Origin of the sequence: Bacillus sp. AFS017336, assembly GCF_002555445.1 — a bacterium.
GTDB lineage: Bacteria > Bacillota > Bacilli > Bacillales > Bacillaceae_G > Gottfriedia.
In genome coordinates, this window is sequence record NZ_NUCO01000015.1 from 75464 (window position 1) to 89467 (window position 14004).

Genomic DNA, 14004 nt, shown 5'->3' on the forward strand with positions numbered 1-14004 from the left:
CGTTCAATTATTTGGGATGTAAAATTTAACTGTATTTATAAATGGCCACGAAATAGGTGAATAGTAAATTCATTATATTTAACTATTAATCTCTTTGGAAGCAAAGTGGATTTAAATAAATACTAGATTATATTTAGGAGAGTTGTTAATGAAAAACGGGAAATTGAAAGCGTTTAAAGTTTTGTCTACTGCGGCATTAACATCATTACTTTTCACATCTTTTACAGCTTTTGCTGAAAAAAACAATATTACATTTTCTTCATCGGACGAACAAGTTAAACCAATGTTAGTTAAGAGAGCTGAGCCAGCTCAAAAAGATTCGATTTATGATGCTGCTAAAAAGAATGAGCAATTAGGCAACCATAAACCAGATGATCTTGTTCATTTAATTGTAGAAGTTGATCAACCAAGTGATAGTGAAGTAACAAAACAAAATAAAAGAACATTATTTAAAGAAAAACAAGATAAAGTAATCGATAAAATTTCAAAATTAAAAACGACTAAATCTAATGAAACGTTTAAGCTTAAACACCGTTATTTTGAAGGATTTAACGGATTCAGTGTTGAGACAAAATTTAAGAATTTGAAAGATGTCGAGTCACTACCAGGTGTTACACATGTAGAGGTTGCTAGAACATTCCACGAAACGATGGCAGCAAGTAAAGAATTAGTACAGGCTCAAAAGGTTTGGGAGCAATATGGTTATAAAGGCGAAGGCCTATTAGTAGGTGTTGTAGATTCCGGTATTGATTGGAAGCATAAAGACATGACACTACCAGATGAGGCTAAAGCGAAAGAAAAATGGACAAAAGATAAATTTGAAAAGTTTGCTGATACAACTTCTGTAAACGAAACTTGGTATTCAGATAAAGTACCTTCTGGATATGACTGGGCAGACAATGATACGGATGTTATACCTGGAGCGAAGGGTAGTCCACATGGTACTCACGTTTCAGGAACAATTGGAGCAAATGGCGACGACGCAAATGGTGGAGTTGCTGGTATTGCACCTGGAGTACAGCTTTTAGCAGAAAAAGTATTTTCTGATAATGGCGGCGGGGCTATGGAAGACGATATTATCGCAGGAATTGAGCACGCGGTTACTATGGGTGCAGACGTTATTAATATGAGTTTAGGCTCTGATGCAGGCTATGTAGATGAAAATTATGATCCGATTCAAAAGGCAATTCGTATGGCAACTGAACAGGGTACATTAGTAGTTGTAGCAGCTGGAAATTCTTCTTATAGTTCGAGGGCTTTACTTGTTCCTTCAACACTACAGCCGTATGCGGAAGATCCAGATATTGGAACAGTTGGTTCACCAGGGGTAAGCCCGTACGCTATATCAGTTGCGTCATATGAAAATACTAAAATCCATATGAATGCAATTTCTGATGGTAGTTTAACAGTACCATTCAAAGATCATTCTCAATATGGGCCAACATATAATTTTGAAGTATCTAAAAACTTATTACCAAATACTAGCTATGATTTAGTAAACGTAGGTGAAGGGAAAACAGCTGCTAATTATCCAAAAGGTAAAACGAACTATATTGCAGTTGTTAAACTTTTAAATTCATATAGTACTGTTTCATCTATTCAGTTTACTGCTAAGGAAGCAGGAGCAAAGGCTATTATTATGATTCCTCCAGCAAATATGCCAGATTATGCATCACAGCCAGTAACACCAACTGCAACACCAACTGCAGAAACTAGTAAAGCAATTGGTGATGCCTTACTAGATAAAATGAGCAAGATGCCTGTTGGTCAATATTTAAGTATGAAAAATGTAGGCGATTACTGGGTAGATAACCCTGATAAAGGCACGATGTCTTATTTTTCATCAATGGGTACAACACCAACATTAGACTTCAAACCTGAAATTTCTGCACCAGGTGGAAATATTTATTCAACGATACCAGGAAATAGCTATGAAGTGATGAGTGGTACATCAATGGCGACACCTCACGTTGCAGGTGGATCAGCTTTAGTATTACAATCGCTTTATGAAAAAGGATTACAGCATTCAGAAGATACTGTTTTAAAAGCTAAAGTTGCATTAATGAATACATCTAAAATCATTATGGATCCTAGAACAAATAGTCAAGTTCCTTATTCTCCACGCGTTCAAGGATCTGGCTTAATGCAAATTCAAAATGCAATTAATACGCCAGTTATCGTAACAAGAAAAGATACTCCACTTGAGCAAGCTGGCGCAGTAGCATTAAAAGAAATTAAAAATGACAGAGCGATCTTTAACTTAAACGTACAGTCTCTTGAAGCAAAGAATCCAAAACAAGAATATGAGTATACAGTTAATGTAGACTTATTAACAGATGGTACTCAAACGAAGAAATTTGACCTAGATGGTGATGGAACGCTAGATTCAAAAGATTATTTAACATTAAGTAGTAAACAAATTGAAGGTGCTTCAGTTTATGTAAATGGGGAAAAGGTATCTAGTACAGATGGTACTTCATTTAAAATTAAACCAGGACAAGAGAAGAATTTAAATGTAGAAATTCGTCTGCCTAGAACGTTAAGAGATAACGCGTTTGTTGAAGGTTTTGTCCGACTTGTTCCAAAGGATCCAACAAAAGCGGTACCATTATCAATTCCTTATATGGGCTTTAATGGGAAATGGGATGCACCAAGAAATATCGATGCTCCAGCATGGGATAAAGATGCATTTGCAGGTTATACTGCTCTTTGGAATGATAGTTCAGAAAGTACACCATTAGGATTCAACGGCTTAAACTTTGATTTAAACCATATTGCTTTTTCTCCAAACTACATTGATAAAGGAATCTATGGTTCAATGGCTGTTTTACGTAATTTAGATAAAGCAGAAGTATCGATTGAAAATTCAAAAGGAAAACAACTTAGATATCTAGGTGATTATAGTGAATACACTGGAACGGGACAACCATGGAGATTTAATAAAAACATGATGTTTAATCAAGACTATGGATATAATTTATATCAATGGGATATGAAAGACGCATCAGGGAATATTGTTCCAGACGGTACTTACTATTACGTAATTAAAACAACATTAGCTTATCCAAATGCTAAACCACAAACTGTTAAAATGCCAATGATCGTGGATTCAGTTGCACCAAAAATTTCCGATATTAAGGTAACACCAAACAACGGTAAATATGATATTACATTTAATGCGACAGATAATGCAACTGACTTTAACTTTGCTGATATTTATGTAAACGGAACATTTTATGAGCTACAACCTGGCGTAACGAAACTAACGGTTAATACAGAACCAAAAGGTATGGTATTCAGATATAATGATTATGCAGGAAACATGGCTTGGACAACATGGGGAGACCAAAGTTATAATAAGCAAAGTATGGCGATGGTAACTTGGGGTATTTCTCCATCTACTGGTGTAAGTGCATCTAAGCCTGCAAGAATTTCTCTATATGGATATAGCAGAGTAGACTGGACGATTAATATTAAAGATGCTAAAGGGAACCTCGTAGATTCATCTACATTCGAAAATGAGCATACTTTTAGCACACAATGGGCACCAGAAAAAGATCTTCCAAGTGGCACATATACGGTTACAGTAGATGTTGTTACGAAAGATGGTTTTAAAGTTACAACAACACCTAAAACTATAACAGTTACACAATAATATCAAATTTGCAAAGTATAAAATAAAACAAAAAGGCTCTGGTGAAAACCGGAGCCTTTTTATATTACCTAATAATGTGCAAAATAGTGTGCAAAATAGTGTGGAATAATTTTATTTATTATTTAAGTCTTTTTACTTTTTAATTTCCCTTGTAATAGTAGAATGAATAATAAACTAACTGGAATAACGATTTGAAGTGGGATGTGAAGTAAATATGGTACTAAATGGATTCCCTCATCATGCTGTTCAAGAATACTAGTCGCTATCCATAATGAACAAATGACAGTAATAATTCCAAATGGATAGACTAGCTGATCACTTTTCTTTATATTAAATAAATCTGCGGCCCCAGATACTGCGCAATAAAAATAGATTGTAATTTTTACAAAGGCATTACAAACTGCAATGACAACGATAAAAGTATCTAATCTTTGCACGAAGTCAGCAATATTAATATAACTAACAGCTGTTAGAAGTGGATAGGTTGTTCTTTCAATAACTGCTGGTCCTAATATTGCAGTATTTAAGACTGCAAATAAAGTTAATATGCAACCTGAAAATAATAATGCTGGGATTCCTACTTTTATTGCAGTATCCTTCTTGTTTAAATGCGGCATAATCATCGTAAACGTAAGTACTTCTCCAAATGGAATAGTCATTGAAATTGGAAAAGCAGATTTCCAAATTGGTTTCCATCCATTTTCTAATACAGGTCTTAAATTATCTAGCTTAATTAATTTAGAAATGATTTCAAAGCCAATAAAAATAATAACAAGAAACATAATCATTATAAAGATAAATTCATTTGCCCGTGCGAATGTTTCAAGTCCTTTAGACATTGCATACATGATTAATAACATCATAACTATTCCGAGTGAAAGTAGTGAAGAAGCATTATATAAGGTAATTTTAAGTAAATCTTCGAAATCGCGTAAATCACGTGCAGCAATATAAATAAAATATAATATATAAATTAATGCTAGTATTTTTCCAACATATTTACCTAAAATAATTTGAATATATTTTGTAAATAGTAGGTCTGGAAATAAAGAGTATAACTTAATATACACAGCGAATAGTAAACAAGCTAAAAAAAGTCCTATTAATAAACTAATCCATCCATCCTGCTTAGCCTTCATATATATTTCAACTGGTGGTGAAGCACCTACTCCAAATATAAAAATCATACAAAAAAATTGAAACCCAGTTATACTTAATTTACGATTCATTTAAATTCCTTCTTTTACCCTTAATTAATTCGTAGTTTTTTTATTTTTTCCATAAAATTCTATTTTATGAAAATCCAACTTCTTCATTTTTATCGATTAAAAAAATGAAGTAGACTGACAATTTAGTATAATATTAATGACAAGGGGGGATTTACGTGGAAATTAAAGTAGATGATTTAAAAGGACATGAAATTGCTGGACTAATTAATGAACATCTTCAAGGGATGACCCAACACTCTCCAGCAGAAAGCATTCATGCACTAAACCTTGAAGGATTAAAGAAGCCAGAAATTACGTTTTGGAGTGTCTGGGATCAAGATAAATTAGTTGGTTGTGGTGCATTAAAAGAACTCGATTCTTTGCATGGAGAAGTTAAATCAATGAGAACATCTTCTGCACATTTAAGAAAAGGTGTAGCAAGAAGAATGCTCCAACATATTATCACCGAGGCGAAGAATAGAGGGTATAAGAGACTAAGTTTGGAAACAGGTTCTATGGAAGCATTTAATCCAGCTAAAAAATTATATGAATTAACTGGTTTTAAATATTGTAGTCCATTTGCTGATTATAAAGAGGATCCGAATAGTGTTTTTATGACATTGGAATTGTAAGCTTTTGAAAAAGTTGCTGTTGAAAGCAATTTTTTTTTGCCTAAATTAATCATCTCAGTACTATTAGTTAGTGCTGTCTTTTTAAAAATGGTTCAGTTAAATTTAAACGTTGATTTTTGAGCTAAAAAAAGGATGTCTAATTAGACATCCTTAGGAACTCTTATGTAACTAAAGTATTAGTTAGTTGAACAAAATTAATGATATTGAAACTAAGGAGTCCATCCTTAATTTTTGTCTTTTAAAGCCACATTTACGACTTGTGTTCTTATGTAAATAATGCAAGCGTTAGTTGCATAAAACTTAAATTTTCAACTCTTTTTGGAATGTAATCAAACAGCTTTAAAACTTTATATTTAATAGATTTTTTAACTCAGTAAGTAATTCAGGATGTTTTTCTTTTGACCAATACATCATATCTTGCCCTTTGCCATTTGAACTTACTTTCTTTCCATTAGGCTTCTGAAAAATTATCCTTCCATCTTTAAAAAAATTCATTATATATACTTTGTTGTCCATTGATTCCTTATCCGACAATATAAAGAAGTAATACCCTTTATTATTTAACTCTTTGGATTTCTCCATTAATTCATCTTTTGAAGGTTGAACCACTTCCATTTTGTTTACTTTTTCGATAAACTCTTCAATTTTTTTATTATTCTTTATAGTCATTGTTGTTGCTTCAGAGGCTACCCCTTTATCAACACCTTGAACCCTTAAGATTACATATTCACTTGTATTTGGAATTTCTAAAATTTTTGTCTTCATTTGAACATCACCAGACTTTGACTGACACCCACATAATAATATTATAATCAAAATAATTACAGAAACTCTTTGTATATATTTCATTGTATCTAGCCTCCTATACTTTACATTCATATTCGACAAAAAAATAAAATTACCTTTTTTTACCATTTAACCTTATTCGACTAACCTACCATTCGTTACATAAGATAATCAACACTCTAATTTAACAGAGCCTTAAGAATAAAAAATTTTTAAATAAAATTAGTACCTAGTATTAATATCTGGTGTTATAATCTTGGTAAGCTATAAATAAATTTGAATGAGGTGACATTAATGCACAAATCGCAAGCACGTATCACAGCAATTGGATCTTATGTACCAGAAAAAATAGTAACAAATAAGGACTTAGAAAAAATAGTAGAAACAAATGATGAGTGGATTGTAAAACGTACTGGAATTAAAGAGAGAAGAATGACAAAAGAAGATGAGCATACAAGTGATTTAAGCTTTATGGCAGTAAAAAACTTAATGGAAAAATACAATAAGTCAGTTGAAGATGTTGATATGATTATCGTTTGTACATTAACACCAGATTTTAAAACGCCAAGTGTTGCTTCAATCGTTCAGGCAAAGCTAGGGATAAAAAATGCTGGGGCAATCGATTTAAACGCTGCTTGCGCGGGATTTACTTATGGGTTGTATATGGCAAATGGATTAATAACATCTGGATTAAATAAAAAAATCTTAGTTGTTGGTGCAGAGACTTTATCAAAAATAACGGATTTCGAAGATCGCACTACTTGCATTTTATTTGGAGATGGTGCCGGTGCAGCCCTAGTAGAGTACGATGAAGAGCAACCTAGTTTTATTTCTTCATATTTAGGTTCAGAAGGTGAAAAAGGTAAACACTTATATTGCTCAAATTTATCGAACCAAATGTTCGGTGAGGATATTATGAACAACAATTATATTGTTCAAAATGGACGCGAGGTATATAAATGGGCTGTTACAACTGTACCTAAGGGCATGCAGGCTGTACTTAATAACGGTTCGACTTTAATAAATGAAGTTGATTGGTTTGTCCCGCATAGTGCCAATCTAAGAATGATTGAATCAATCTGCGAAAGAAGTGATTTCCCAATTGAAAAAACATTGCATAGTTTAGTAGATTGCGGAAATACATCATCAGCAACAATTCCTTTATCTTTAACTAAAGGAGTGAATGATGGAAAGCTTAAAAATGGGGATAAGGTTTTATTATATGGTTTTGGTGGTGGATTAACACACGCTGGATTGTTAATTAATTGGACTATATAAAATAGGATTTTTAATAATAAGATGAAAATTTCATATTCATAGAGGGTTCATGAGTAAGCAAAAGGGCCAAATAGAGAAAAAGTGTTACTCATAGAGGGTTCATGAGTAAGAAAAAGAGCCAAAAAGAGAAAATATGTTACTCATAGAGGGTTCATGAGTAAGCAAAAGGGCCAAATAGAGCAAAAGTGTTACTCATAGAGGGTTCATGAGTAAGTAAAAGCGCAAAAAAGAGCAAAAGTGTTACTCATAGAGGGTTCATGAGTAAGTAAAAGGGCAAAAAAGAGCAAAAGTGTTACTCATAGAGGGTTCATGAGTAAGTAAAAGAGCCAAAAAGAGCAAAAGTGTTACTCATGAGGAGTTCATGAGTAAGTAAAAGAGCAAAAAACAGAAAAAATGTTACTCATAGAGGGTTCATGAGTAAGTAAAAGAGCCAAAAAGAGCAAAAGTGTTACTCATTAGGAGTTCATGAGTAAGTAAAAGTGCAAAAAAGAGCAAAAGTGTTACTCATAGAAGGTTCATGAGTAAGAAAAAAGACCAAAACAGAAAAAATCTAACTCGAGCATCTTGTTACTCTTTATTAAGTTTTGGAAGGAAGAGAATGTATGAATGTATCTGTCTTAGGCTGCGGACGTTGGGGAAGTTTTTTAGCTTGGTATGCTAATCGTACTGGTCACGAAGTTGTTATATGGGGAAGAGAAAACTCTAGTAATTATATAGGCTTAAAACAGACAAGAAAAAATGATTATTTAAGCTTACCGGACGAAATTGAGTTAACGAGTTCATTGGAAGATGCAATATCATTTGGAGATATCATTATTATTTCGATTAGTGCCCAAGAGCTAAGAACATTTGCAAAGCGTTTAAGTCAAAACAATGGAATACAAGGAAAAACTTTTATACTTTGTATGAAGGGTTTAGAATCTGCTACAGGAAAAAGACTGACAAAAGTCTTTAGTGAAGAAGTAGGGAAAAGCTGTGATGTAGCCGTTTGGGTAGGACCTGGACACGTACAAGACTTTGTAAGGAATATACCAAATTGTATGGTTATTGGCTCTGAAAATATAGAAGTAACAAAACAGATTACTAAAGCATTTAACAGTGAGTTAATAAGATTTTATTACGGGCAAGATCTAATTGGTAATGAAGTTGGAGCAGCAACTAAAAATGCCATGGGAATAGCAGCAGGAATGCTTGATGGATTGAATTATAGTAGTTTAAAGGGTTCTTTGATGGCAAGAGGGACTAGAGAGATATCACGTTTAATAAGAGCAATGGGAGGAAATGATTTAACAATTTACGGCTTAAGTCATTTAGGAGATTATGAAGCAACATTATTTTCAATGCACAGTCATAATAGAAAATTTGGGCAAGCATTTGTCGAAGGAAAACCGTTTGATAAATTAGCGGAAGGGGTTTCTACAATTAAGGCACTAAAGCAGCTTTCTAATCAGTATGATGTTGAACTGCCAATCTGTAACGCATTGTTTGATATAATTTTTGAACATAAAAACGCTAAAGAAACTTTAGAAGAATTATTTTTAAGACCATTAAAATTCGAATTCCAATAAAGTGAAACTTTATTTCGTAGATTTTAAGAGATTGTTTAAAAACGTTATTTATTTAACTTTTTTTCTGTTTTCTCCTTCTGTATCCACTAAAATACGAACGATTTATAAAAAAAAGTTTTAAAAGTTCATATTTTATATTGAAAATATATTTCTGATTTGATATATTAGCATTGTAATCATTCATAAAACATTACTCGTATATGCTCAGTAATATGGTCTGAGCGTCTCTACCTGGTTCCCAATGGAAGAACTGGACTACGAGTTAAAGTAATATTGGTAATCATTTTATGTAGCCGATAATTAGTGTCAAGCATTTAAGTTTTATTAATTGCTTACCTATACTTTAACTTACGTAGGTCTAGAGGGTAGAGATTGTTCTGCATTTTCTAGACCATTTTTTTTGGGCCAAAGCATCGGGTGTGATACATCAAGGGGGAAAAATTATGTTAAAAAAGTACGGTTTATTAGGAATTGCTAGTGCGTTATTAATCTCTGTATCTGTAGGTAATAACTTTAAATCAAATATTGCAGAAGCAAAAACTAAGGAATTAAGACCAATTATAATTGAAGGTCCAATGCCAATAGAGGCTGAAAAATTTGCAAGTAAGTTAAAAAATGTAAAAGTAGAAAAATCAGGTAGCTTCGTGTTTTACAAAGGTACTTTAGATAAATATCCAGTTATCGTAGCAAAGACAGGTAAAGGTATGGAAAATACAGCAGCTGCTACTGCAATTGCTATTGAAAAATATAAACCAATCGCAATTATTAACCAAGGTACATCTGGTGGCCACGATCCAAAATTAAACGTTTTTGATATTGTATTAGGTCAAAAAACAACTAATATTGGTTCTTTAAAAACTGAAACGAAAGACGAAAACCAAGGAATTGATGCAACTCTTTGGAAACCAATGGACTTAATGGCTTCAGAAGGTAGCGCTGGTGAAGATCCAAATGCTGAAAAACCACGCTTTTACGATGGTAATAAAGATTTATTAGCGGCTGCTAATGCAGTAAAAAATAAATACACTAAAGGTAAAGTTGTAGAAGGTACTATCGGTTCTGCAGACGTATGGAATAATGAAGTTGATCGCATTAAATGGTTCCATACTAATTATGGTACTTCAGTAGAAGAGATGGAAGGTGCTGCTGCAGCTCAAATCGCTCAAGCTTATAATGTACCATTCTTAGGAATTCGTGTTTTATCAAACAATAAAACAAATGGTGGTCAATACAATGCAACGACTGCTGAAGCATGCCAAGAGTATGTAGTTGAAGTAGTTCAGCAATATATTTCTAAACAATCACATAAGTAATAATAAATAAAAGCACCTTTGTTATCATCTATTAAAGATGTTAGCAAGGTGCTTTTTCATTTCTATTCCCCGTCCTTACTTTAACCACCATAACTCAACAGGGTTTAATTCATATTGATTATTTTCACGGTACATAAACTGACACATGATAAGCTCTCGTCTTAACGTAGCGTAATCTTCATGAAATTCCTTTAAATATTCGTTTATTTCTTTCTCTAGATAAACCCTTCCAAATTCTAGTCCCTTAATCATATGCTCTAAAACGACGAGTTTTTTCTTTCGTTGTGCAGGGTAAACTTTAAGTTTTCCTTCTTTCGTAAAGAAATTATTAATAATGCTTGCTCGTTCACTTTCAGTAACTGACATTTCCATATTGGAATCTCCCCCTGTTCCTACAGTAAAAATAGCTTTAGCACTCATTTCTAAAATTTTTGTATTTAAAGAGAAATAAATTGTATTTTTATCACGTCTTTCTTTAACGAGCCCAACTTCTCTAAGTTTAGTCATATGGTGAGTTATTGTTGGGGGTTTAAGACCTAATTTACTTGCGATTTCTTGCCCGTTTAATTGACCTTGTTGTAATAAAGCAATAATGCGTACACGAGTAAGGTCACCTAAAGCTTTGTGGAATTCTACAATTTTATTTAACTGCACTTATTAAGCACCTACTTTTATTATTATCTAATTAGATAATAATCTAATTACTTTATTATTTCAACTATCGATTGTTGAATAAATAGCTGGTGTAGAAGATTACTCTCTTTTTTATAGGAGAAAAGTTTGATTGTTTGATATTGGCATACTCAAAAATTACTGATATTCTAATTTAGTGAAAAGTTTAAAAAAAGGGAATTTTCATGCGAATAATTTTTATGCCTGAATATAGACCTAAAAGCAGTACAACAAAAGCTCTTTTATTGGGGAAAGAAAGGTTGAATAAGTATGGGGATACTTAAGTTTCACAAAAATATAAAAATTCGATTACTCGAATCTTTTTTAAGTTCATCGATCGGAAGTATGATCTTCCCATTTATGGCGATTTATTTATCAAAGCATTTTGGTGTAAAACAAGCGGGTTTGCTTTTACTTGTAAATGTATTTATTGGAATTATAATGAACTTTTTTGGGGGATATTTTTCAGATCAATTTGGTCGAAAAAAGACAATGGTGTTTGCTGAAACATTACGTTTACTAGCGTTTATTACGATGATGTTTTGTAATTCACCATGGTATACATCTCCTCATATTACATTCTTGATGATGACTTTAAATAGTATCTGTTGGGGACTAGCAGGTCCTGCGAATCAAGCGATGTTAATCGATGTAAGTAAACCGGAAGAACGAAAGCTTATGTATTCGATTATGTATTGGTCGAATAATTTATCAATTGCAATTGGTGGAATACTTGGCGGATTTTTATTTAAAACGTATTTTTTTGAATTATTATTAGCTCTTTCATTTGCCTCGCTAGTTACATGGATTTTAATTACCTTTTTTGTTGAAGAAAGTTTGGTCACTGAAAAGACAGAAACGAAGACGATTGGTCATCACGCTCATAAAATGATTTCAAATTATCGAGACGTTTTTCAAGATAGGCTCTTTATCCTTTATGTACTAGCAGGCTTACTAGTACTCTCGATGGAATTTCAATTAACAAATTATATTAGTATTCGATTAGCGAATGATTTCCACACACAACATTTATTCGACTGGACATTTGGTGGAATCGAGATGACTGGTTTCCTTCGCACAGAAAATACGATTCTAGTAGTTGTAATGGCACTTTTTGCGTCTAAAATAGTAAGCAAATTGGACGATCAAAAAACGCTAATCTGGAGCTGTATAGCATTTGTAAGTGGTTATGCAGTAATTTCATATAGTAATTCCATTTTGCTTTTATTTATAGTGATGTTTGTAGCAACTGTTGCCGAAGTTTTAAGAGTACCAGTACAACAAAATTACATGGCTAATTTACCAGCTGACGAAACAAGAAGTTCATATATGGCAGTTGCAGGTTTATCGTTCAATTTAGCGATGTTTATATGTTCAATGACTGTTTCACTAAGCGCGTATTTATCAAAACTTTCAACAACCATCTTTTTAACAAGCTTAGGTGTAATCGGAATTCTTATATTTATAAGAATTACACCTGCATTAGAAAGAAGAATTAAAGGAGAAGTATTACAGGAGCAAGGGCATTCAGTTGAAGTGAATTCTTGATTTGAAAAGAGGGTTTCTCATTTTGAGAGCCCTTTTTATATTATTCTTGTATAATTTTGAATGCGTAGTGAATGCTCAACTGCAGATCAGTCGAAGTGCAAATAAGAATGTAAAGTGTGCAAATAAGAAGTGAGAAACAGCAAATAAAAATAGGAAGTGTGCAAATAAGAAGTGAGATACTGCAAATAAAAGGTGAAGTGCAAATAAAAAAGTGAAAGTGCAATTAAAATTGGCAAAACAGCAAATAAAAATAGTGAAAGTGCAATTAAAATTGGCAAAACAGCAATTAAAACCCATAGAATCGCAATTAAGTTAAGAAAATACCTATACCGGCTAGGGTATTATTACTAAATATTGACTTCAAAGTAGACCTTTCAAATGGACAATTAGTAAATTTGCCCAATCCTTGCTAAATTGAATCATAAATTGATGAAATTTCCTTGTATTCTATAAATTACGACTCATAAATTCAACAATTTATGAAAAATTCTACATAGATACCCCCCACTTTAAGACAAAAAATAAGCAAAGTCCTCGATGAAAGAAAAAGTATTCTCTTCAATTTTCAGGAATGTGTTCAAGTTAAACAAATGGTTATATTTACCTAATCTGGACATCTTAATTAAAAAGGGTGGTGTTTCGATGAGCAGACATTTAACCATAGTTCTTACTAGTATTTTTACATTATTCTCATGTTCAGCTGTCAGTGCACGAGCAGCTGAGCGTGTAGTTATGAATAGTATTCCGAGTGAAGTTTGGCAGGAAAATATATATCTTATTGCTGATCGAATTGATTGGAAAGAATATCGTAATTTTGATGTCCAAATTGGTAATGAGGGAGTTTTATATCATTTTCCAGCATGGAAAAGTGGGAAGTACGGTACAAAAATGTTTAGTGAAGACTTGAACAAGGACAGACAGGATGAAATTATCATTTCGCTAGATAATTACAATGATCCTATTCATTTATTGCAAATTAGTAGTGATGGTCAAAACGAAGAATATAAGGAAGTACCAGTAGAATCAGTACCTGAGGCAGTTAAGCGACTCGTTGAAATGGAGAAAAAAGGGGATATTGTCACGATTACAACTAAGAAAAAAACATATAAAGTTAATTTGAAATCGTTAGGATTTAAAGATACTTCTTCCGACGATAGTGTATATACACACGTTCCAGTTGATTATATTGTTGAAAAGAAAAAATTAATTGCCGATGCTGTCGTCATGATTTCAACGGATGGCGGAGGAGCAATCGGGAATTTGATGTTAATTTATGATTGGAATGGAAAGAAATACGAAGTTCAGTCAGTTTCTTTTGAGAAGTATAATCGGAAGAGGTAATGA

Annotated in this window: 10 protein-coding genes and 1 riboswitch; of the genes, 7 read left to right on the forward strand and 3 right to left on the reverse strand. The window is 32.7% G+C overall.

Annotated elements, in window-relative coordinates; genetic code table 11:
- Positions 1-148 precede the first annotated feature (148 nt).
- The gene (locus CN601_RS27870) at positions 149-3655 is read left to right on the forward strand and encodes a S8 family serine peptidase (protein ID WP_098170655.1); all 3507 of its coding nucleotides are present in this window, start codon (positions 149-151) and stop codon (positions 3653-3655) included.
- A 122-nt stretch (positions 3656-3777) separates the two neighbouring features.
- Here the strand turns inward: CN601_RS27870 and CN601_RS07460 are convergent, their stop codons facing one another.
- Entirely contained in the window at positions 3778-4884 is a 1107-nt protein-coding gene (locus CN601_RS07460) for a GerAB/ArcD/ProY family transporter (RefSeq protein ID WP_098170656.1), read from the reverse strand.
- A 155-nt stretch (positions 4885-5039) separates the two neighbouring features.
- On the opposite strand from CN601_RS07460, the gene CN601_RS07465 reads away from it, so the two are divergent.
- Positions 5040-5495, forward strand: a complete 456-nt coding sequence (locus tag CN601_RS07465) for a GNAT family N-acetyltransferase (RefSeq protein WP_098170657.1) — start codon at positions 5040-5042, stop codon at positions 5493-5495.
- Positions 5496-5834: 339 nt separating this feature from the next.
- On the opposite strand, the gene CN601_RS07470 is transcribed toward CN601_RS07465, so the two are convergent.
- Complete coding sequence (locus CN601_RS07470; protein WP_098170658.1) at positions 5835-6344, reverse strand: hypothetical protein; 510 nt, start codon at positions 6342-6344, stop codon at positions 5835-5837.
- A 231-nt stretch (positions 6345-6575) separates the two neighbouring features.
- Between CN601_RS07470 and CN601_RS07475 the strand changes: the two genes are divergently transcribed.
- The 3 genes from CN601_RS07475 to CN601_RS07485 all read left to right on the forward strand — a co-directional run bounded on the left by CN601_RS07475 (position 6576) and on the right by CN601_RS07485 (position 10440).
- Positions 6576-7559, forward strand: a complete 984-nt coding sequence (locus CN601_RS07475) for a ketoacyl-ACP synthase III (protein ID WP_098170659.1) — start codon at positions 6576-6578, stop codon at positions 7557-7559.
- Positions 7560-8161: 602 nt separating this feature from the next.
- Positions 8162-9127 carry an NAD(P)H-dependent glycerol-3-phosphate dehydrogenase gene (locus CN601_RS07480; RefSeq protein WP_098170660.1) on the forward strand — a complete coding sequence of 322 codons (966 nt, stop codon included), beginning with the start codon at positions 8162-8164 and terminating at the stop codon, positions 9125-9127.
- A 174-nt stretch (positions 9128-9301) separates the two neighbouring features.
- Positions 9302-9405: riboswitch (purine riboswitch) on the forward strand.
- A gap of 165 nt (positions 9406-9570) precedes the next feature.
- Positions 9571-10440: a 5'-methylthioadenosine/S-adenosylhomocysteine nucleosidase gene (locus tag CN601_RS07485; protein ID WP_098170661.1), complete on the forward strand. Its 870-nt coding sequence runs from the start codon at positions 9571-9573 to the stop codon at positions 10438-10440.
- 75 nt (positions 10441-10515) lie between these two features.
- Here CN601_RS07485 and CN601_RS07490 read toward each other — a convergent pair whose 3' ends face one another.
- Complete coding sequence (locus CN601_RS07490; RefSeq protein WP_098170662.1) at positions 10516-11094, reverse strand: DUF2087 domain-containing protein; 579 nt, start codon at positions 11092-11094, stop codon at positions 10516-10518.
- Between the two features lie 288 nt (positions 11095-11382).
- On the opposite strand from CN601_RS07490, the gene CN601_RS07495 reads away from it, so the two are divergent.
- Positions 11383-12660 carry an MDR family MFS transporter gene (locus tag CN601_RS07495; protein WP_098170663.1) on the forward strand — a complete coding sequence of 426 codons (1278 nt, stop codon included), beginning with the start codon at positions 11383-11385 and terminating at the stop codon, positions 12658-12660.
- A gap of 642 nt (positions 12661-13302) precedes the next feature.
- Positions 13303-14001 carry a hypothetical protein gene (locus CN601_RS07500; RefSeq protein WP_098170664.1) on the forward strand — a complete coding sequence of 233 codons (699 nt, stop codon included), beginning with the start codon at positions 13303-13305 and terminating at the stop codon, positions 13999-14001.
- Positions 14002-14004 lie beyond the last annotated feature (3 nt).